11 protein-coding genes and 3 pseudogenes are annotated in these 19576 nt (G+C 73.5%); 5 read left to right on the forward strand and 9 right to left on the reverse strand.

The window, feature by feature from the left end; translation table 11 throughout:
* The 5 genes and pseudogenes from ACLU3S_RS26990 to ACLU3S_RS27010 all read right to left on the reverse strand — a co-directional run.
* A pseudogene (locus tag ACLU3S_RS26990) lies at nt 1-214 on the reverse strand (hypothetical protein); the annotation flags it as partial.
* Nucleotides 215-392: 178 nt separating this feature from the next.
* The gene (locus ACLU3S_RS26995; RefSeq protein WP_413954553.1) at nt 393-3305 is read right to left on the reverse strand and encodes a lectin; all 2913 of its coding nucleotides are present in this window, start codon (nt 3303-3305) and stop codon (nt 393-395) included.
* A gap of 367 nt (nt 3306-3672) precedes the next feature.
* Nucleotides 3673-5331 carry a penicillin-binding transpeptidase domain-containing protein gene (locus ACLU3S_RS27000; protein ID WP_413954554.1) on the reverse strand — a complete coding sequence of 553 codons (1659 nt, stop codon included), beginning with the start codon at nt 5329-5331 and terminating at the stop codon, nt 3673-3675.
* Between the two features lie 54 nt (nt 5332-5385).
* The gene (locus ACLU3S_RS27005; RefSeq protein WP_413954555.1) at nt 5386-7359 is read right to left on the reverse strand and encodes a glycoside hydrolase family 5 protein; all 1974 of its coding nucleotides are present in this window, start codon (nt 7357-7359) and stop codon (nt 5386-5388) included.
* Nucleotides 7360-7407: 48 nt separating this feature from the next.
* Nucleotides 7408-9474: a SpoIIE family protein phosphatase gene (locus tag ACLU3S_RS27010; protein WP_413954556.1), complete on the reverse strand. Its 2067-nt coding sequence runs from the start codon at nt 9472-9474 to the stop codon at nt 7408-7410.
* A gap of 202 nt (nt 9475-9676) precedes the next feature.
* On the opposite strand from ACLU3S_RS27010, the gene ACLU3S_RS27015 reads away from it, so the two are divergent.
* Both ACLU3S_RS27015 and ACLU3S_RS27020 read left to right on the forward strand, forming a co-directional pair.
* Nucleotides 9677-12115, forward strand: a complete 2439-nt coding sequence (locus ACLU3S_RS27015) for a SpoIIE family protein phosphatase (protein WP_413954563.1) — start codon at nt 9677-9679, stop codon at nt 12113-12115.
* Nucleotides 12116-12220: 105 nt separating this feature from the next.
* Nucleotides 12221-13036, forward strand: a complete 816-nt coding sequence (locus ACLU3S_RS27020) for a maleylpyruvate isomerase family mycothiol-dependent enzyme (RefSeq protein WP_413954557.1) — start codon at nt 12221-12223, stop codon at nt 13034-13036.
* Between the two features lie 7 nt (nt 13037-13043).
* Here the strand turns inward: ACLU3S_RS27020 and ACLU3S_RS27025 are convergent, their stop codons facing one another.
* The 3 genes and pseudogenes from ACLU3S_RS27025 to ACLU3S_RS27035 all read right to left on the reverse strand — a co-directional run.
* Nucleotides 13044-14231 carry a PP2C family protein-serine/threonine phosphatase gene (locus ACLU3S_RS27025; RefSeq protein ID WP_413954558.1) on the reverse strand — a complete coding sequence of 396 codons (1188 nt, stop codon included), beginning with the start codon at nt 14229-14231 and terminating at the stop codon, nt 13044-13046.
* A gap of 282 nt (nt 14232-14513) precedes the next feature.
* The gene (locus ACLU3S_RS27030; RefSeq protein ID WP_413954559.1) at nt 14514-14669 is read right to left on the reverse strand and encodes a DUF6131 family protein; all 156 of its coding nucleotides are present in this window, start codon (nt 14667-14669) and stop codon (nt 14514-14516) included.
* 245 nt (nt 14670-14914) lie between these two features.
* Nucleotides 14915-15376 (reverse strand): annotated as a pseudogene (locus ACLU3S_RS27035) (TetR/AcrR family transcriptional regulator); the annotation flags it as partial.
* A gap of 24 nt (nt 15377-15400) precedes the next feature.
* On the opposite strand from ACLU3S_RS27035, the pseudogene ACLU3S_RS27040 reads away from it, so the two are divergent.
* The 3 genes and pseudogenes from ACLU3S_RS27040 (at nt 15401) to ACLU3S_RS27050 (ending at nt 19001) form a co-directional block, all read left to right on the forward strand.
* Nucleotides 15401-16470: pseudogene (locus ACLU3S_RS27040) on the forward strand (XdhC family protein).
* A gap of 47 nt (nt 16471-16517) precedes the next feature.
* Entirely contained in the window at nt 16518-17750 is a 1233-nt protein-coding gene (locus tag ACLU3S_RS27045; protein ID WP_413954560.1) for an FAD-dependent oxidoreductase, read from the forward strand.
* Between the two features lie 294 nt (nt 17751-18044).
* Complete coding sequence (locus ACLU3S_RS27050; RefSeq protein ID WP_413954561.1) at nt 18045-19001, forward strand: hypothetical protein; 957 nt, start codon at nt 18045-18047, stop codon at nt 18999-19001.
* On the opposite strand, the gene ACLU3S_RS27055 is transcribed toward ACLU3S_RS27050, so the two are convergent.
* On the reverse strand, nt 18919-19576 hold a 658-nt coding region (locus ACLU3S_RS27055; RefSeq protein WP_413954562.1), incomplete at its 5' end, for a cytochrome c oxidase assembly protein. The genes ACLU3S_RS27050 and ACLU3S_RS27055 overlap by 83 nt on opposite strands.

Genomic DNA, 19576 nt, shown 5'->3' on the forward strand with positions numbered 1-19576 from the left:
GCGCGGGCCGCAGCCGTGCCGCGGCGGGCGTCGGCCGGTCCGGCCACGGGGCCGGGGTGACGGACTCCCAGCCGGCCGTGGCGGCCGTCGGCTCCGGGCGGGGACCCGTGTGCCCCAGGCTGCCGGGCGGTGCGATGTCCGGGGCGTAGGCGCCGCATCCGGGGCACACCAAGGCGCCGTTGAGGTACCGACGGCACGCGGAGCAGTAGTCCATCTGCTTCTTCCGGTCTTCCTGGGTCGACTGCGCCGTCGGCCCCTGGCGGGCCGCGGCCTGGTCACGCTCGCACGAGGATCGAGCGGCCAGTCACGCTAACGGGACGATCGAAAGCCTGTGTGCAGCCTGTGTGGGACTCCTGCGCAGATTCCCCGGACACCTCATGCGCACCCGGACGTCAGGACGTCGGGCCGGGGCCGAAGCCGAGCGCGAACACGTGCAGGCCTCCGCGGTCGACGTCGGACGGCAGACGGACGCTTGCGACCTTCTTGCCCGCGCCCAGCGGCACCGGCGCGGTGGCGAAGACGTACGTCGTGACGACGTCGCGGGCGGTGCCGGAGTGGTTGCGGTAGGCGGTGGTCACCGCGACCGTGTTGTCGGCGAGCGGGATGGAGCGGCCGGCGTTGAGCGTCCAGTCGGAGAAGCGGACGGGGACCTCCTGGGCCGTGCCGTCGGTGTAGGTGACCTGCGCCGTGCCCGAGGACGGGCCGTTGTTCGCCGCTCCCAGGAAGGACAGGGACCCCGAGCCGGACACCCGCACCGTCTGGCCGTTCGCCTCGTAGTTGTCGGCATGCGCGGGCGCGACGCGGGGCCAGGTGAACGCCGTGCCGGCCGCGGTGATCCGCGCGCCGGGGGTGACGCCCGCGCCGGCCAGGGCCTGCGCGGAGTAGCTGTGGCCGGCGCCGTCGAAGTCGGCCGAGGACGCCGCGGAGTCGCTGGACGTGCCCACGTCGGTGCAGGCCGGCGCCCCGGGGTAGGACGGCGGGGCGGCCGACGCGGCGGATGCCCACGAGCGATGGGGCGAGGTGTCGAGGACGAAGGTGAGCGTCCCTCCGCCGGTGAGCGCGCCGGCGGGGGCGTAGGCCCTGTTCCAGGGCGTGCCGTGCCACGTGGCCGACCGGACGTACGGCGCGTCGTCCGCGGCGCCGAGGCCGTCGATCGTGAGGGTGTGCCCGGAGGGGAGGGTGACGACCGCACGGGGGAAGAGCGGGCTGCCCAGGGCCAGGTCCGCGGTGCCGGGGGTCTCGGGATACATGCCGAGCGCGGACCACACGAACCACGAGCTCATCTCGCCCAGGTCGTCGTTGCCGGCCAGCCCCGCGGGTCCGTCGGTCCAGATCTGGTCCTGGATCCGGCGGACGACCTGCTGGGTCCGGTACGGGAGGCCGATGTAGTCGTACTCCCAGGGGATGTTCAGGCTGGGCTCGTTGCCCAGGTTCGCGTGGCCGCCGGCGCCGGTCAGCGAGGACAGATCGGTGTCGAGGAAGGCGGCCAGGGCCGCGTCGCCGCCGATGGCGGTGGCCAGTCCGTGCAGGTTGAACGGCACCATCGGGGTGTACTGCCAGGAGTCGCCCTCGACGAAGTACCGGCCCGAGGTCGGCGAGAACCCGGCCGTCCAGGTGCCCGAGGCGTCACGCGGCTGGACGAAGCCGCTGCCGAAGTGGAAGAGATTGCGCCAGTTCTGTGCGCGGTCGACGAACGTGCGCTGATCGGCACGGTCGCCGAGGGCCCCGGCGAGGGCGGAGACGGCGAAGTCGGCCGAGTCGTACTCGAGCGTGGTGGAGACCGGTCCGTAGTAGTTGCAGCAGCCGTAGGTGCCGTTGCGGGGAAGCCAGCCGAGCTGCTCCAGGTGGTTCAGCCCCGGCCGGTCGTTGTTCGGGGCGGTGGCCTCGGCGACCATGGCCCGCAGCGCGGTGGCCGTGTCGAAGTGCCGGGCGCCGAAGGCGTAGTAGTCGGCGAGGATCTCGTCCGCCGGGTCGCCGACCATGACGTAGGTCTCGCCGTTGTTCTCGGACCACTTGGGGAAGCGGCCGGTCTGGCGGTGGGCGTCGACCATCGACTGGGCGGTGTCGGAGGCGACCTGCGGCGCCAGGAGCGCCTCGAGCTGGGCCTGTGAGCGGTAGACGTCCCAGCCCGAGTAGTTGGCGTAGGCGGCGCGGTGGCCTTTGTCGACCGTGTGCGTGGTGCCGTCGAAGCCGGGGTAGCGGCGGTTGCTGTCGCTGATGACGTTCGGATGCAGCAGCGCGTGGTAGAGCGCCGTGTAGAAGACGGTCTGCCGGCTGCGGGTGCCGCCGGCGATCCGTACCCGGCCGAGCAGGGAGGTCCAGCTGCGGTGCGCGGCGCCGCGCACGCGGCCGATGTCCCAGCCGGGGTTCTCCGCCCGGCGGTTGCCCACCGCGTCGGCGACCGACACGTAGGACAGGCCGACCTTGGCCTGGACGGCCCGGCGGCCGGTGGTGTCGAAGGTGACGTAGCCGTCGCTCCCGGTCGCCCGTGGTGTGAAGGCGTGCCCGGTACGGGGGAGGGTCCCGTGCGGCACCGGCTTGTCGGGCGCCTCCGGGGCGTTGGGCGAGGCGGCGGCCGGGGGAGTGGAGGGGACGGCGGCGGTGGCCGCTACCGTGCCGGCGTGCTCGAACGGCCGGTCGAAGAGCATGTCGAAGTGGACGGTGTAGGCGTTGTGGGTGCCGCAGAAGTTGCCGCTGGTGACCTGGCCGCTGACCTCGTGGTCGTTCACCACGGTGAACCGGGTCGCGGAGTCGCCGGCCTGGCTGCCGGTCAGTTTGAACAGCAGGTTCGCCCGGCCGGTGGCGGGAAAGGTGAACCGCGCCATCCCGCTGCGTGTCGTCGCGGTCAGCTCCGTCCTGACTCCGTTGTCCAGGGACACCGTGTACGACCCCGCGGAGGCGGCCTCGTGGGCGTGCGAGAACCCGGCCGTGGCGCCGGTGTCGAGCGCTCCGACGGTCGGCAGCACCGGGATGTCGCCTGCGGCGCGGCAGCCCGGCCCGGCGATGTGGGTCAGGCTGAAGCCGGTGATGGAGGAGTCGCCGTAGGCGTAACCGCCGCCGTAGGGCCGGTGCGGCGTGTCGGGGCTCCACTGGACCATCCCGAACGGGGTGTCGGCCCCGGGGAAGTCGTCGGCCGCGTTCGCGGTCCCGATGAACGGGTCGACGAGGGCGGCCGGATCCGTCACGGGCGCGGGCGCGGGCGCGGTCGTCGCGGCGCGGGCCGGAACGGCGCCGAGGGCCACGCTCAGGGCACCGGCGGTCAGCAGGGAGAGAGGTCGTGCGAGGGGTCCTGTCAGTCGCGCCATGGTGACCTTGTCCCTTCGGTCAGGCAGGCTGATCGAGGCGGAAGAGGCGGATTCGCGAGGCTCCGACAACGCTGGTGCGGGTCAACAGGCCGTACGCCCGGGAACGTTGGCCCCGTCTCCCCCTGCTGTCAATGAGCCGTGCTCCCGCACCGACCGGGATCGGCCATCCGACAAGTCCCCACATCTGCCGAGCTTTTCGTGAGCCGAAGGGCACAAATCTGACGACGGGCATCAGGGTGCGTACGTTCCGCCGCGACCGCTCAGCACGCCAACTCGGCTGCCGCGGAAAGGAATCGATCCCCCGCGTCGAGGAGTCCGGCATGCACGTCCGGCCCGGCCACCGCGCGCCGGGCCGGACGTGCGGACGTCAGTTGCCGGTCAGCAGCCGGCGTACGACGTAGCCGGCGGAGTCCACGCCGGAGCGGCCGCCCTCGACGAGGGCCGCGACCGCGATACGGGAGTTGTACGCGGTCAGCCAGCCGTTGGTGTGGTCCCCCTCCTCGGCCGTGCCCGTCTTGGCGCCGACGCCGACGAGGCCGCCCAGCCGTGGAGCCGCGGTGCCGCCGGTGGCGACGCCGCGCATCATCGACTGCAGGTATCCCGCGGTGCGGGCGGAGATGCGCTGCGGTGCGGTGTCCTGGTGCTGGCCCGGCAGGATGACGGGCTGCTCGAAGCCGGCGTTGCGCACGGTCGCCGCCACGGACGCCATGAACAGCGGTGTGGCCGTCACCTTGCCCTGGCCGATGAACTGGGCCGCCTGGTCACCGCCCTGCGCGTCCGGCGGAATGCTGGGGTCGGTGGTGGCGACGCCGCCGCCGATGGACCAGCTGCCCATGCCGAAGACGTTCACGGCCTCGTCGTGCAGGGCGGAGGCGTCCCCGTCGTGCACGAGGTAGTGGAACCCGTCCTTGATGAAGGAGGTGTTGCACGACACGGTGAACGCCTGCGCGAGGGTGGACCGCGGGTTGGCCCTGACCCCCGGGTCGTTGTGGAACAGCTGGCTGTTGGCCATCAGCGAGTCGCTGCACGGCGCGGGGCTGCTCGCGGTGAGGCCCGCCCGGTCGAAGAGGGCCGCCGACGTGATGATCTTCATCGTGGAGCCCGGTGACTTGATGCCGTTGATGGCGATGTCCCCGTCCGCGCCGGTGTGCGCGATGGAGAGGATGTGGCCGTTGCTCCAGTCGAGGGCCACGGACCCCGCGGGCTTGCCCTGCAGATGAGCATCCTTCACCGCGCTCTCCGCCACGGCCTGGAGCCGGGCGTCGATGGTGGTTCTGATGACCGGCGCGCGCCCCTTCTTGAAGACCTTCAGCGTCTTGACGCCCGCGCCCTCGCCGTCGACGACGGCCACGCCGCTGCCGGGAGTGCCCCCGGCCGGCTTGGCGTGCTGCCGGATCGTCGCCGCGATGTCGCGCAGGGAGGCGAAGGTCGACAGATCCGTCCTGCCGTCGCTCGCCACGACCTTCGCCGCGGTCGCGCCGGCCGGAAGCCTGCCCGCGGTCAGTGACTGGTCGTCCCCCAGGCCCGGGTAGAGCACCGAGTTGTTCCAGTGCACCGCCGACCGGCCGTTCGTGCTCTTCCGTACGGCGACCGCGCTCGTATAGCTCCAGGTGCCCCCCGTCACGTCGGCGGTGACGGTGAAGCTCACCTTGGTGGCCCCGGCCGTCACGGTCGACGGGCCCGCCGACCGGACGTCGCCGAACGTCAGCTTCTTCAGGTGCAGCCCGTCCTGGTACCCCTTGAGGGCCTGGGCGGCGGTGTCCGCCGCGTCGGTGTCCGCGGCCGCGACGTCGAGGTGCTGTCCGGACCAGTGGTCCAGGAACGCCCGGGTGAGCTTGACCGCCTCGGCGTCGGACGGTGGCTCACTCGACACCGACGACGGGTCGAAACCGCGCGCCGCCGTGGTCCGGCTGTCGTCCGTCCCGTCGGACGTGAGCGCGTGCATGAGGTTGAAGGCGCCGATTCCCCCCATGACGAGCAGCGCGGTGCATGTACCGGCGAGGCCGATCTTCGCAGCTCTGTTCATGCATCGGATCGTATGTATGTTCCATGTAGCTGTGGGGCATTCGCAGCGCGATCGTTACCGGACTGTGGAGGCGGGCCGCTCGGGACGCCGGACTCCGGGCTGCCGGCTCGGGCCGGGCAGTGCGCGGCACAACAGGGCCGCCGGTCCGGGGCTGCTGCCGAGGCGTGTGGTGAAGGCGATGCCGGCGGCGTACTCGCCGGTGTCGCACTGACCCTTGTAGGCGCCGTGGGCGAAGTCGGCGCCGGGCGCGTCGGCGGGGCGGTTGTCGGACCGGTCGAACCAGACGGTCCGCCCGGTTCCGGACAGTGCGCCGCGTGCCGGCACGCACAGGGCCGCCGAGACGCGCGCGCCGCGCTCGCTGTAGCCGAGGAGGAAGTCCCCGGCGGGGCACTGGAACTTGGTGTACCCGGACGCCCAGTCGCCGCCGGCGGGGACGTAGCGCTCGTCCTTGACGACCGCCGGGGCCCCGTCGGAGGAGCTCAGGTCCGGCGCGCCGGCGTCGGTGCACAGGCCGCGGCCGCCGGTGTGGCTGAGGCCGGCGAGCCGCAGCCCGTCGGGGCAAGCGGCCTTGTACGCCCCCGGGTCCCAGTCCCCGGTGCTCCGTACGCGCAGGGACTCCACCGTGTCACCGTGGTCGGTGCCGAGCATGCGCCAGGTGGGCACGGACTCCACGGGACCCGTCTTCCCCGGTGTGGTCATCAGGTGCCGCCAGGCCGCGCCGCGCCAGTCGCCGGGGTCGAGGATGCCGGAGCGGTGACCGGCGGCGTCGTAGCGCAGCAGTGCCCAGTCGTCGTGCCCCTCGAAGCCCACCAGCGGCCAGAACGCGAAGTCGGCGTCGTGGTCGGCGAGATAGTCGGTGATGGTGCCGAACCAGCCGCGCGCCGCCTGGTTGGTCTCGCCGGCCCCGATGCCGAACTCGCTGACCCAGACGGGTGCGGTGTAGTGCCGGCCGGTCTCCTCCACGAAGAACGCCTCGTCGTCCAGGGCCGCGGCCAGCTCCTCGCGCGTCAGGTCCTGGTAGCGGGCGTCGTGGGTCTCGCCCAGACCGGTGGCTCCGCTGTGGTGCGGGCCGGTGTAGCCGTAGAAGTGCGCCGAGTAGACCAGCTTGTGGGCGTCGACCAGGGTGTGCGAGAGCGTGCGGGCGGGGGTGAGCACCGGCCGGCCGTGCGGGAGGCCGTCCACGGGCAGCCCGGTCCAGTTGATGCCCTCGATGACGATGAGCAGGCGCGGGTTCGCCTCGGTGAGGATGCGGTCGGCCGCGAGCTGCGCGGCGGCGTACCAGTCGTGGTCGTCTCCCAGGCCCCAGTTGGGGTCGTCCGTCAGGTCGCGGCGGACCTCGTTGTACAGGTCGGCGCCGACCACACGCGGCACGGAGGCGTAGCGGCGGGCCATGAACACCCAGTCGTCCGCCCACTGCCGGGTGGACTGCCTGCTGTTCCACCGCTCGTTGCCGTCGAGGCCGCAGCACCAGCGGGAGGTGTTGGTGTGGTTGTTGAGGACGACCGCGAACCCGCTCGCGCTGAGCGCCGCGACCACCGCGTCGTAGACCTGCAGTGGTGTCCTGCCGCGCAGATCGGGGTTGGCCGCCACGGCGCTGTCGGGCACCGGCGTCGTGCTGTGGATCATCTCGTTGGAGAACGGCAGCCGGATGGTGTTGATCCCCAACTCGTGGAAATCGGCGAGCAGTCGGGGCAGCGGTGTGCGGTCGAGGCCGAGCGGGATGCCGTGGGAGTCCTGGCCGGCGTGGTGGTTGGCGGGATCGGTGACGCTGCCGCTGCCGGTCCATGAGCCCTGCGCGCCGTCCCAGTTGGCACCCTTCAGGCGGAAGCGGTCGCCCTGGGCGTCGACGACGTAGCGGCCCCGGGTCGAAAGGGGCGGGGACCAGTCCGCCGGCTCCGTGGCCCCGGCGGGCGGCGGGGTGGGCGGGGCGGACGGCGGGGCGGCGGACGCCCGGACGGCCGTGGTGGCGACGAGCAGCAGGCCCGTGACGGCGACGGCCAGGCGGCGGGTGGCGGACCGGATCATCATGTCCACAACAATGCCCGGTTGTGGAGGGACTGAAAAGGCGGTGTCCGCCTACAGGGCGCGTGCGACGAGCAGCGCCACGTCGTCGTGGTCGTCGGGGTGGCGCAGGCCGTGCAGCAGGACGTCGCAGGTCTCCTCCAGCGGCCGCGCGGGCTCGTCGAGGAAGCCCAGCAGGACGTTCAGCCGGTCGTCGATGGGGTGGTGACGGGTCTCGACCAGGCCGTCGGTGTACAGGACCAGCAGGTCCCCGGGGCGCAGTTCGACCGTGCTGGCCCCGAATCCGATGCCGCCGACGCCCAGCGGCGCCGCGGTGGGCAGATCGAGCAGCGCGGGCGGCTCTCCGGGGCGCGCCAGGGCGGGCGGCATGTGCCCGGCGTTGGCGATGCTGCACCGCCGGGTGTGCGGGTCGTACACCGTGTACAGGCAGGTCACGATGTAGTGCTCCAGGCCGCAGGTGACCCGGTCCAGGTGCTCCAGCACCTCGGCGGGAGCCAGGTCGAGATCGGCGTAGGCGCACGTGGCGGTGCGCAGCCGGCCCATGGTGGCGGCGGCGTCGATGCCGTTGCCCATCACGTCGCCCACCACCAGGGCGGTCTTGTCGTCGTCCAGGGGCAGCACGTCGTACCAGTCGCCGCCGACCTCGCTGGTGGCCTGCGCGGGCTGATAGCGGGAGGCCACCTCGAGACCCGGGTGGTGCGTCGAGTGCTCCGGCAGCAGGCTGCGCTGCAGGGTGAGGGCGGTGTTGCGGACGCTCTGGAACCAGCGGGCGTTGTCGATGGCCACGGCCGCCCGGCCGGCCAGCTCGGCGGCCAGTACGACGTCGTCCTCGTCGAACGGCGCCGGATTGTCCGTGCGCTTGAGATCGAGGGCGCCGAGCACCTCGCCGTGGGCGATCAGCGGCACGGCGAGATAGGAGTGGAAGCCCGCGCGGGCCAGCAGGGCACCCGCCTGGGTGTCCCGGGCGATCCGGGGCAGATCGCGGGGGCCGACGTGCCGGACCAGCACCGGCCGGCCGGTGTGGACGCACAGGGTGACCAGGCGGTCGCCGTCGTACGTGGCGAGATCGCCGGGCGGGTCGGCGGCGCGCACGGCCACGGTGGGCTGGGCGGCCTTCAGCGCCAGAGCCCGGAACTGCTCCGGGCCGTTGTCGGGCCGGGTCATACGACGGCAGGCCAGGGCGGAGTCGAGGATGTCCACGGCGACCACGTCGGCCAGCGCCGGCGCGGCGATCTCCGCCAGCTCGCTCGCGGTCTGCTCCACGTCCAGCGTGGTGCCCACCCGCGTGGAGGCCTCGGCGATCAGGGCCAGGCGCCGCCGTGCCCGGTCGGCCTCGCCGGCCGCGGAGTGCCGCTCGGTGACGTCCACGACGGAGGCGGCCGCGCCCAGGACCCGGCCGCCGGGATCCTGCAGGCGGTAGAACGAGAGCGACCAGGCGCGCTCGCGGTCGGGGTCGGCCGCCGAATGGCCCACGTGGAACTGGTCCAGCAGCGGGGTCCCGGTGGTGAGCACCTGGCGCAGCGCGGCCTCCACGGTACCGACGTCGGAGAAGGGCAGGGTCTCGCGCAGATGGCGGCCGATGTGGTCCTCGGCCGGGATGCCGTCGATGCGCTCCAGCGCCGGGTTGACCAGCCGGAACCGCAGCTCCGGGTCGAGCAGGGCCAGCCCGATGGGGGACTGGTTGATCAGCTGCTCGCACAGGGCCAGGTCGGTCTCGACGCGCTGGAGCAGGGAGTGGTCGGCCGCGATGCCCAGGGCGTACACGTCCCCGACGTCGTCCAGCAGCCGCATGGTGCGGAACTCCGTCAGCCGGCTGCTGCCGTCCTTGTGCCGCACGGGAAACGCCCCGGCCCAGCCCCGGCCGGTCTCCAGCACCTCCGCGAACAGGCTGGTCACGGCCTGGAAGTGGTCGGGGTGGACGAGCAGGCGCGCCGCGTGCCTGCCGAGGGCCTCCTGCGCGGAGTAGCCGAAGAGATCCTCGGCCTGGGGCGTCCAGAAGACGACGCGCCCGCTGGTGTCGAGCGCCACGGCGGCCACGCTCAGCATGTCCAGCAGTCCGGTCGACCGGGGCAGTTCGGGCCCCTGCCCGTCGTGGTCGGCTTCGAAGGATTCCACTGCCATCCCGGATCCACCTCCACCGGCCGGTCGGCCGGCCGGTCCGGTCGTGCGACGGAGTGCCACCGACCGGTCCTTCCATGCTGCCCCCGGCACTCCGCGTGCCCCAACCGCACCGTGCCGGTCCCGCGGTGCCCGAGCGGCTCGAACGGCCGAACGGGACAATAGTGGTGTAAGGGTGGAGCTGATGGAACCTGCTGGAAAGCACATGGCCGCTTCCTCGTCCAGGGGATCGGGGCAACTCCTGGACGCGTCCTCCGACGCGGTCGCGGTGATATCCAAGGACGGCGTCGTGGTCGGCTGGACCCGCAGCGCCGAAGCACTGCTCGGCCTCCCCGCCGCGGAGGTCGTCGGCCGCCCGGTGACGCGCCTGCTGGCCATGCCCGAGGATCCCTCCCGCGTCAGCGCCATCGCGCAGCGCTGCCGCTCCGGCAACGGCTGGAGCGGACTGATCCGCGCACGGCACCGTGACGGCCACCGCCTCGACATCCAGGTGCGCATCTCGCCGTCCTTCCGCATCGGCGAGCTGGAGTGCTTCCTGGTGTCGGCCCGGGAACAGCGGCAGCAGTGGACGGTGGGCGAGTCCGTCCTCGAGGGGTTCCTGACCCGCTCGCCGATCGGCATGGCCGTCATGGACCCCGAACTGCGGTACGTGTGGCTGAACGACACCCTGGAACGGCTCGGCGGGGTCCCCCGGGAGCAGCGGCTGGGCCGGCGGCTGAGCGAACTGCTGCCCGGGCTGCAGGCGGAGGCCCTGGAGAAGCTGATCAGCAAGGTCCTCACGACCGGAGTGCCGGTGACCGACTACGAGTACGCGGGGTGGAGCTGGGCGGACCCGCACCGCCGACACGCCTACTCGGCGTCGTTCTTCCCCCTCGTGGACGCCGACAACACCATCACCGGCGTCTGCTACATGGTCCTGGACGTCACCGAGCGGTGGACCGCCCGCCAGCTCCTGACGCTGGTCAACGAGGCCGGCACCAACATCGGCACCACGCTGGACGTGGCGCGCACGGCCGAGGAGCTGGCCGGCTTCGCCGTCCCCCGCTTCGCCGACTTCGTCACCGTCGACCTGCTGGAACCCGTGCTCAGCACCGAGGGCCACGGCGCGTGGCTGACCGACGCCGGACCGGCGCCCGCCCGGCCCGCGATGCGCCGGGCCGCCCTGCGCTCGCTGCGGGAGGGCTGCCCGGAGGCCGCGTTCCAGGTCGGCGACCGAGTGGGCTTCCTCCCGCCGCCCTACGACGTGACCATGCTCGTCAAGGGCGAGCCGCTCCTCGTCCCGGTCCTCGACCCGTCGCAGGGCCCGTGGGTCTCCGTGGAGCCTCTGCGCGCGGCCCGCATCCGCGAGTTCGGCATGCACTCGCTGATCGCCGTGCCGATGCGGGCGCGCAACACCCCCCTCGGCCTCACCACCTTCGCCCGCACGGCGAACCCGGTCTCCTTCGGGCCCGACGACGTCCTGCTGGCCCGGGAGCTGGTGGCACGTGCGGCGGTGTGCGTCGACAACGCCCGCCGTTACACCAGGGAGCACACGGCGGCGGTCACCCTGCAGCGCAGCCTGCTGCCGCCCGCCGTGACGGGTGGCACCGCGCTGGACGTGGCCTCCTGCTACCTGCCGGCCGACCCGACCGGCGGTGTCGGCGGCGACTGGTTCGACGTGATCCCCCTGTCCGGCGCGCGCGTCGGCCTCGTCGTCGGGGACGTGGTGGGCCACGGCATCAGCGCCGCGGCGACCATGGGCCGGCTGCGCACCGCGGTCCAGACCCTGGCCGACATGGAGCTGCCGCCCGACGAGCTGCTGGCCCACCTCGACGACCTGGTGCTGCGGCTCAGCGACGAGGAGGCCGTCGCCGGCGATGGCGACCGCGCCTCGGCCACCTTCCTCGGCGCGACCTGCCTCTACGCCGTCTACGACCCCGTCACCGGGCGGTGCGCGATGGCCCGGGCCGGCCACCCGCCCCCCGTGGTCGTCGCACCGGACGGGCACGCCTCCTTCCCGGAGATCCCCGCCGGGCCCCCGCTCGGGCTGGGCGGGCTGGCCTTCGAGGCCGCCGAGATCGAGCTGGCCGAGAACAGCCTCTTCGGCCTCTACACCAACGGCCTGATCGAGGGGGAAGGCGACCTCGAGCGCGGCATGACGCGGCTCGGGGAGATCCTCGCCCGCAACGGGGCGGACCTGGACGCGCTGTGCACACGCGCCGTGCAGCAGCTCGTCCCCGTGCCGCAGCCCGACGACATCGCGCTGCTGCTGACCCGCACCCACGCGCTGGGCGCCGACCGCGTCGTCTCCTGGGACGTACCGGCGGACCCCGCCGCCGTCGGTGAGGTCCGGGCCCTGGCCATGCGCCAGGTCGCGGACTGGGGCCTCGCGGAACTGGCCATGACGACGGAACTCCTCGTCAGTGAGCTCGTCACCAACGCGATCCGCTACGCCACCCCGCCGATCCGGCTGCGGCTCGTCCGTGACACCCGCCTGGCCTGCGAGGTCGCCGACGGCAGCAGCACGGCTCCGCGGCTCAGGCACGCCCGCAGCACGGACGAGGGAGGCCGCGGGCTGTTTCTGGTCGCCCAGCTCTCGCACCGCTGGGGCGCCCGGTACACCGGCGACGGAAAGGTCATCTGGGCCGAACAGGACCTGCCCTGAGCCGGCCGCGCCGGGCACCGACGCCGGCGACTTGCCTTCGAGTGCACTTCAGCGGCCAGACTGATCACGACCGAATCCGGGCCGAGCACAGAACGGCGGCAGCCGATGGCAGTGACCACCACGGCGGGGCATCCCCTGCCCTACGACACCTACCGCGCGGCAGTCGAACGCGAGACCCTGCGCTTCGCCGAAACGGTCGCGGGCGCCGACCCCGCGAGCGCCGTGCCCTCCTGCCCCGAATGGACGCTCGCCGACCTCACCCGGCACGTCGGGGCGCTGCAGCGCTGGTTCTGCACCCTGCTGACCCAGCGGGTGCAGGAGCCCCCGCGCAGCCGCGACATCGAGCTGGGCCTGCCGCAGGACCCGCGGGACCTCGCCGACTGGGTGGCGGCCGGCGTGCCCGGCGTGGCGGCCGTGCTGCGGGACACGGATCCCGGGACGGCGATGTGGGCCTGGGGCGAGGACCGGCACGCCCGTTTCTGGGCCCGCCGCATGCTCTTCGAGACCTTGGTGCACCGGGTGGACGCCGAGCGGGCCGTCGGCCGGGAGTCCGCCATCGATCCCGTGCTGGCGGCCGACGGGGTGGACGAGTTCCTCGTGAACCTGCCCCACGCGGGCCTCTTCGCCCCGGGCGTGCAGAAGCTGCGCGGCACCGGCGAGATCGTCGCGTTCCGGTGCACGGGCTCGGCCGGGGCGGCGGGCGAGGAGTGGCGGGTGCGGCTGGATCCGGACGGCTTCCGCCTGCTCGGGCCGGCCGACCGCGCCGCGGCGGAGGGCGGCCGGGACACGGTGGCCGTGCACGGGCAGGCGGCCGATCTCCTGCTGCTGCTCTACGGGCGCCGCTCCCCCCAGGAGCCCGCCTTCGACGTCTCGGGCCGGGCCGAGACCCTGGACCTCTGGGTCGCGCACACCGCGTTCTGAGGCGGCCTCATCCGGCCGCCGTCGACGGCGCGGACGGCGCGGTGCGCGCTGACGGCTCGTCGGCGACCAGGGCGACGGCGAGCGCCGCCGTGTCGTCCTGCAGCCCCGTGGGGCTGAACTCCAGCAGGTCGTCGTGGAGGCGTTCCAGCAGGTTGTGGGGGGCCGGACAGCCCCAGGAACGCAGGCGGTCGACCAGGGGATAGAACGTGCCGGCCGCGTCCCGCGTCTCCGTGACGCCGTCCGTGTACAGCAGCAGCTGTTCGCCGGGCCGGAAGGGGTAGGTGTCGACATGGTGCGGCTCCCCGCCCAGCATGCCCAGGTTCAGCGGGGGTGACGGCCGCCCGCTGTCCAGCTCGCGCACCTCGCCGGGGCGGATGAGGAGCGGGGGCGGATGGCCGCAGTTGAGGACGCGGACGAGCCCGCCCTCGGCGGGGATCTCGGCGAAGACCGCGGTGATGAACCGCTCGATCGTCTCGTTCCCGCCGAGCTGCTGCGCTCTGCGGCTCATGCTCCGCTCCAGGCGGTCGGCCAGGGCCAGCAGGTCGGGTTCGTCGTGCGCGGCCTCGCGGAACGCGCCGATCATGGTGGCGGCGGTCTCCACCGCGAGCAGCCCCTTGCCGCGGACGTCGCCGATGAGCAGCCGGATCCCGTACCTGGTGGGCACGGCCTCGTAGAGGTCACCGCCGATGCGTGCCTCCGCGGCGGCGGAGAGGTAGAGGCTCTCCAGGAGCAGGTTGCCGATCCGGTGCGGAACCGGGCGCAGGACGACGCGCTGCGCGATCTCGGCCACGAACCGTACGTCGGCGAGCGTGCGTTCGCGCCGGATGCGGTTGGCGGCGAGGATCGTGCCGAGCGCCCCCACCAGGGCGGTGCAGACGTAGTCGGCGATGTAGTGGCGGTCCCACAGGTAGCCGACCGACCGGCCCGCGCAGCAGGGCGTGCCGGCCAGCACGCCTTCGAAGACCACGGCGAACACCGTGGCGCCGGCGACGCCGGCGGGGCCGTACGCGAAGCCGGTCACCAGCGGCAGGGCGACCAGCAGGAAGCTCACCGGCCACTCCACGGGCGTGAGAGGCTCGATGACCAGGACGCCCGCGACATACAGCACCGGCAGCCAGCGCATCCACAGCGGAGGCGCCGGCAGCCCGGCCCGCGTGGCAGTGCCGACCCCCGGTCTGCGACGTGGTCTTCCCACTCGGACTCCTGTCACACGGCCTCGCCAGGAGTTCCAGCCTCGTGCGCGGGCTGACGGCATACCGGTGATTGCTCCACTCAGCGGCATGTTCCCGCCTGGCGGACGGTTTCGCCACCGGGCGGACGTGCGCGCCGGGTCGGGCCCGCGTCCAGTATCGCCGAGGCCGCCGGGGCCGGCGCGCGTCACGCGGCCGTGTGCAGGGACACCGCGGACCTGCACCGCCGCTTCCCGGACGCGAGCCCGGAGGTTCCACCCCGGCGACCAGGAGGGGGAGTCAGATGGTCACCAGTAGTGCCGCCGGCCGGCGACCGCGTGGCCCATCGACCCCAGGATCCACAGAATCGCGCCGACCACCAGCAGGATGATGCCAATGGTCCACAGGATGGATACCCCGGTGAGGAATCCGATGATGAGCAGGATGATGCCGAGGGCGATCATGACGCGCCTCCTGTCGAGGAAAGCTCCTGTCCTCCGGGTGCCCCGGATCGAGCCGGTGATGCCCGAGGGCGACGGGCCGGGGACGCCGCGCCCCGTGGCGGTGAACGGCCCGGGCAGGGACCGCAGATGGCCTGCCCGGAAGAGGCGTGCCGCGTCGCCGAGGGACGGGTTCGCGCCCCGCTCCGCCCCGCATCGCCCCGGAACATCGGCTGCTCGTGCCGCCCGCCGACGCCCCCGCGCGGCGCTCACCGGCCCGGCGCCCCCCTGCGCATCCCGTCCATGACGAGGTCCAGGAGGCGGGTGGCGCGGGGCCGCCAGTCGTCGCGGGGGTCGAGTTGCCACAGGCCCCCGATGGCGAGGAGGAGGTCGTCCGCGGTGATGCCGGGCCGGATGGTGCCGGCCTCCTCGTTGGCGCGCAGCAGCAGCTCCGCCGCCTCGGTCACCGGCGTATGGGCCGGCTTCGCCGTGCCGCCCGGCGCGCCGGTGGCCTGCCGGATCGCGTCGGCCAGCCCGGCCTTGGCCATCGCGAACTCCGAGAGCCCGTCCATCCAGGCCCGCAGCGCCTGCTCGGGCGGCCGGGTCCGGAGCAGGTGGGCCGCGCTGTCGGCGACCTGCTGCATCTCGTGCCGGTAGATCTCCCAGACGAGTGCCTCGCGGTTGGGGAAGTTGCGGTAGAAGGTACCCTGGCCGACGCCGGCCTTCTTGGCCGGGAGTTCGCCGTCGCCACCGTGGTGGCCGTCGGCGGCAGCGCACCGCGCGGTCCCGGCGCCGCCCTCGCCGTGGACGGTGCGGGCACCGTCATCGGCTCGGTCTCCGGCGGCTGCGTCGAGGGCGCGGTGTACGACCTGTGCCGGGAGGCGCTGCGCACCGGGGAGAGCGTGCTGGAACGCTTCGGCTACAGCGACGAGGACGCCTTCGCCGTCGGACTGACCTGCGGCGGCACGATCGAGGTGCTGGTCACGCCGGTGTCCGGCCGGGCGCCCGCCCGGCCGGTCCTCGCGTCGGCCGTGGCGGACGCCGCCCAGGGCCGGCCGGCGGCTCTGGTCCGGGTCGCCCGCGGCCCGGCCGAACTGCTGGGCCGGGCGCTGCTGGTGCGGCACGACGGCCCGCACGAGGGCGCGCTCGGCGGTCATGTGGACCTGGACCGTACGGCGGCGGCCGAGGCTCGCGCCCCGCTGGCAGCCGGACGCACCGGCACGGTGGAGATCTCGGCCGACGGCTCGCACTGCCCCGGCGGCCTCACCCTGCTGGTGGAGTCGAGCGTGCCGCCGCCGCGCATGATCGTCTTCGGTGCGGTGGACTTCGCCTCGGCGCCGGCGCGGGCCGGCAAGTTCCTCGGGTACCACGTGACCGTGTGCGACGCCCGCCCGGTCTTCGCCACCCGGGCCCGCTTCCCCGACGCCGACGAGGTCGTCGTCTACTGGCCGCACCGCTACCTGCGGCGCACCGGAACCGACGCACGCACCGTCCTGTGCGTGCTCACCACGACGCGAAGTTCGACGTGCCCCTGCTCAAGCTGGCCCTCGGCATGCCGGTGGCGTTCGTCGGCGCGATGGGCTCGCGCCGCACCCACGAGGACCGGGGCCGGCGTCTGCGGGCGGACGGCGTGAGCGAGCGGGAGCTGGCCCGGCTGCGCTCCCCGATCGGCCTCGACCTCGGTGCCCGCACGCCCGAGGAGACCGCGCTGTCGATCGCGGCGGAGATCGTCGCGGCGGGGCGGGGCGGCACCGGCGCGCCGCTGACCGGCTCCCGGACACCGATCCACCGCGACCTGCGGACCGCCGGAGCGGTGGGGGTATAATTTTCATCGTTCGATGAATTACTGCTCTCGTGAGGGGCGGGACCGCCATGGAGAAGACCACCTGCTGCGTCGTGGGCGGCGGGCCCGCGGGCATGGTGCTCGCCCTGCTGCTCGCCCGGGCCGGCGTCGCGGTGACCGTGCTGGAGAAACACGGCGACTTCCTGCGCGACTTCCGCGGCGACACCGTGCACCCCTCGACCCTGGCGCTGCTGGACGACCTGGGCCTGGCCGAGCGCTTCGCCCGGCTGCCGCAGCGCCGGGTGCGCACCGTCCAGCTGCCGGTCGGGGCCGGCCGCTCGATGGTCACGGTCGGGGACCTCGGCGTGCTGCGCGAGCCCTACAACTACGTGGCGATGGTGCCCCAGTGGGACCTGCTGGACCTGCTGGCGGACGAGGCCGCGCGCGAGCCGTCGTTCCGGCTGCGGATGAACACCGAGGCGACCTCGTTCCTCGTCGAGTCCGGGCGGGTGACCGGGGTGCGCTACCGCACCCGCGACGGCCGCGCCGGCGAACTGCGCGCCCTGCTCACCGTCGCCTGCGACGGCCGCGGATCGCTCGCCCGCTCCCGCCCGGAACTGGGGCTGCACGGCTATACCTGCCCGATGGACGCCTGGTGGTTCCGCGTGCCACGCCACGAAGGCGACCCCAGCGGACTCGTCGGCATCGCCGGTGAACGCTTCCTGACCGCGCTGATCGACCGCGGCGACTACTGGCAGTGCGCCGCGCTCATCCCCAAGGGCACCGACAGCCGGCGCCGCGCAGCCGGACTCGACAGCTTCCAGGCCCAGTTCGACGCGGCCGCCCCCTGGCTCGCCGGCCGTGCGCACGCCCTGCGCTCGTGGGACGACGTCAAGCTCCTCGACGTGCGCCTGGACCGCCTGCGCCGCTGGCACCGCCCCGGCCTGCTCTGCATCGGCGACGCCGCCCACGCCATGTCCCCGGTCTTCGGCATCGGGATCAACCTCGCGGTGCAGGACGCCGTGGCCGCCGCCCGCCACCTGGCCGGGCCACTCGGCCGGGGCGCCGTGCGCCCGCGCGACCTGCGCGGCATCCAGCGCCGCCGCCTGCCCACCACGGTCGCCACGCAGACGCTGCAACGCATGGCCCACGCCCGCTTCATCGCTCCCGTCCTGCGGGGCAGGCCGCCCCTGGGCAGCGCGGACCGGGCCCGGCGAGTCGTCCGCCTGTTCGCCGAGTCGCGGTGGGTACGCCGCCTGCCCGCGTACTTCATCGGGTACGGCGCACTGCGCGAACGCCCACCGGCAGCGGCCGTCCGGTAGCGAGGGCGGCTGTGGCAGGAGCTGCGGGCCCATGCCCTGCGCGCCGAGCCCACCCGCGTCCTCGCCGCCGACCTTGCAGGCTCGCTGCACGCGTGGGCGGCCGGTGCGGTGCGGCATCCGGTCCGGCGCGTTCACGCCGGCCGACGTCGGCGACCTGAGCATCCGTTGCCGCGCCGGCAGAGCGTCCGCACGGTCACTGTGCCGTACCGGCTGGTAACACAAGGTGATACGTGTAAACCATAACGATCTTGGCGGAAACCTTGTCTGGATTCCAGCCGCCTCTAGCCTCCCCCCATGGCTTTTCTCTCAAGTCGGCGCAGACGGGCCCGTCTCGCCCCGGAACTCGACGACCAGGACCTGGGCAGGCTGCTCAAGACCCTGCTGGCGACCACCAGGACCGGGACGATCGCGACGACGGACCTGTGCGTGGCGCAGATCTCCCGCCTCCTGGACCAGGACGCGGGCGACTGGGACCGCAGGACCCACCGCATGGGCGTCCTGGCGGACTTCCTGGCCGAATCGGCTCTGGCGCGCTCCTGGGCCGCGCGCGAGCCGTACAACGCCGACGCCCTCGTGCTGTACGCCTGGGCGCAGGTGGCGCGCGCCCGCTCGCAGGGGAGCCCGGACGACGTGGGCGACGCCACCGACACCTGTCTCCGGGCGGCCGAACTGGCCCCGGAGGACCCGACGCCCTGGGTGGCGCTCCTGGCGGTGGCCCGCCTGCAACGCTGGGAGCAGCCCCAGGTGTTCGGCGTGTGGAACGAGGTGCTCACGCGTGACCGCTGGAACCGCGAGGCCTACCTGAGCATGCTGGGCTACCTCAGCCCGGAGGAAGGGGGCACGCGCATCCAGGTCCTGGAGTTCGTGGACGCCCTGTCCGCCCGCATGCCCGCGAACGCTCCCTGCGCGGCGACGGAACTCACCGCCCAGGTCATGCAGTACCACTCCGTCCTCGCCCGGGGCGGGTTCGAAGCCCTGGTGGCCCGCAACCACTGGTCCCACGCGATGGCCGCCCAGGCGCTCGACCGCGTGGCCCACACCTGGGCCCAACCGGGATTCCTCCGCCACGCCAGGGCCCTTGCCGACCTCAACCTCCTCGCCTACGCGCTGATGGCCGCCGACCGCAGACGTGAGGCGGGTCCGGTCTTCGAGGCCATCGGCGGTGTCGTCACCGCGTGGCCCTGGCAGGCCGGCGGCGACCCGCTGACGGAGTTCGACCAGGCGCAGCGAAGGGCCACCGCCGGCCTGTGACACCCCCCGCGGCCGGAGCCCGGCGCTCGGGGCGCCAGGTGGCCACCAGGGCCGCGGCCAGCAGGAGTTCGGCGATGTCGCCGCCGTAGTACATGATCTGAGCGCCGCCCTGCACCTGGGGGATCGGCGCGTGGACGTCGACCCAGAAGCCGCCGTACATCACCTGCGCGACGACGGCGTGCAGGGCGATGGCGGCGCCGAGCCACACCAGGCGGGTGCGGACACCGGGGCGGCCCGGGAGGGGGTCGGGGCCCGCGATGACGTGGGCGAACAGGAAGCCGGACAGCAGGAAGTGGGCGTGCAGCAGCCAGTGCCCGGCCGGGTGGGCCATGGCGGTGTTGTAGAGCGGTGTGAAGTACAAGGCCGCGAGGCCGCCCGTGGACAGCGCCAGGGCAACGGCGGGGCTGCAGATCAGCCGGGCCGGGCGGCTGTGCAGGACCGCCGTCAGGCGGCGGGCGTGGCGGGCGCTCAGGGTGCGCAGCAGAAGGGTCACGGGGGCGCCGAGCACCAGGGCGAGCGGGGCGTACATGCCGAGGAGCATGTGCTGCGCCATGTGCAGCCGGAAGTCGCCGTGG

The organism is Streptomyces sp. AF1A (assembly GCF_047340315.1).
Lineage (GTDB): Bacteria > Actinomycetota > Actinomycetes > Streptomycetales > Streptomycetaceae > Streptomyces.

What these genes read in the sequence shown, in the direction of transcription:
- ACLU3S_RS27010 (WP_413954556.1), bottom strand. Translation starts at nt 9,474, where the DNA reads ATGGCAGTGGAATCCTTCGAAGCCGACCACGACGGGCAGGGGCCCGAA.
- ACLU3S_RS27050 (WP_413954561.1), top strand. Translation starts at nt 18,045, where the DNA reads ATGGCTTTTCTCTCAAGTCGGCGCAGACGGGCCCGTCTCGCCCCGGAA.
- ACLU3S_RS27020 (WP_413954557.1), top strand. Translation starts at nt 12,221, where the DNA reads ATGGCAGTGACCACCACGGCGGGGCATCCCCTGCCCTACGACACCTAC.
- ACLU3S_RS27015 (WP_413954563.1), top strand. Translation starts at nt 9,677, where the DNA reads ATGGCCGCTTCCTCGTCCAGGGGATCGGGGCAACTCCTGGACGCGTCC.
- ACLU3S_RS26995 (WP_413954553.1), bottom strand. Translation starts at nt 3,305, where the DNA reads ATGGCGCGACTGACAGGACCCCTCGCACGACCTCTCTCCCTGCTGACC.
- ACLU3S_RS27000 (WP_413954554.1), bottom strand. Translation starts at nt 5,331, where the DNA reads ATGAACAGAGCTGCGAAGATCGGCCTCGCCGGTACATGCACCGCGCTG.
- ACLU3S_RS27030 (WP_413954559.1), bottom strand. Translation starts at nt 14,669, where the DNA reads ATGATCGCCCTCGGCATCATCCTGCTCATCATCGGATTCCTCACCGGG.
- ACLU3S_RS27005 (WP_413954555.1), bottom strand. Translation starts at nt 7,359, where the DNA reads ATGATGATCCGGTCCGCCACCCGCCGCCTGGCCGTCGCCGTCACGGGC.
- ACLU3S_RS27045 (WP_413954560.1), top strand. Translation starts at nt 16,518, where the DNA reads ATGGAGAAGACCACCTGCTGCGTCGTGGGCGGCGGGCCCGCGGGCATG.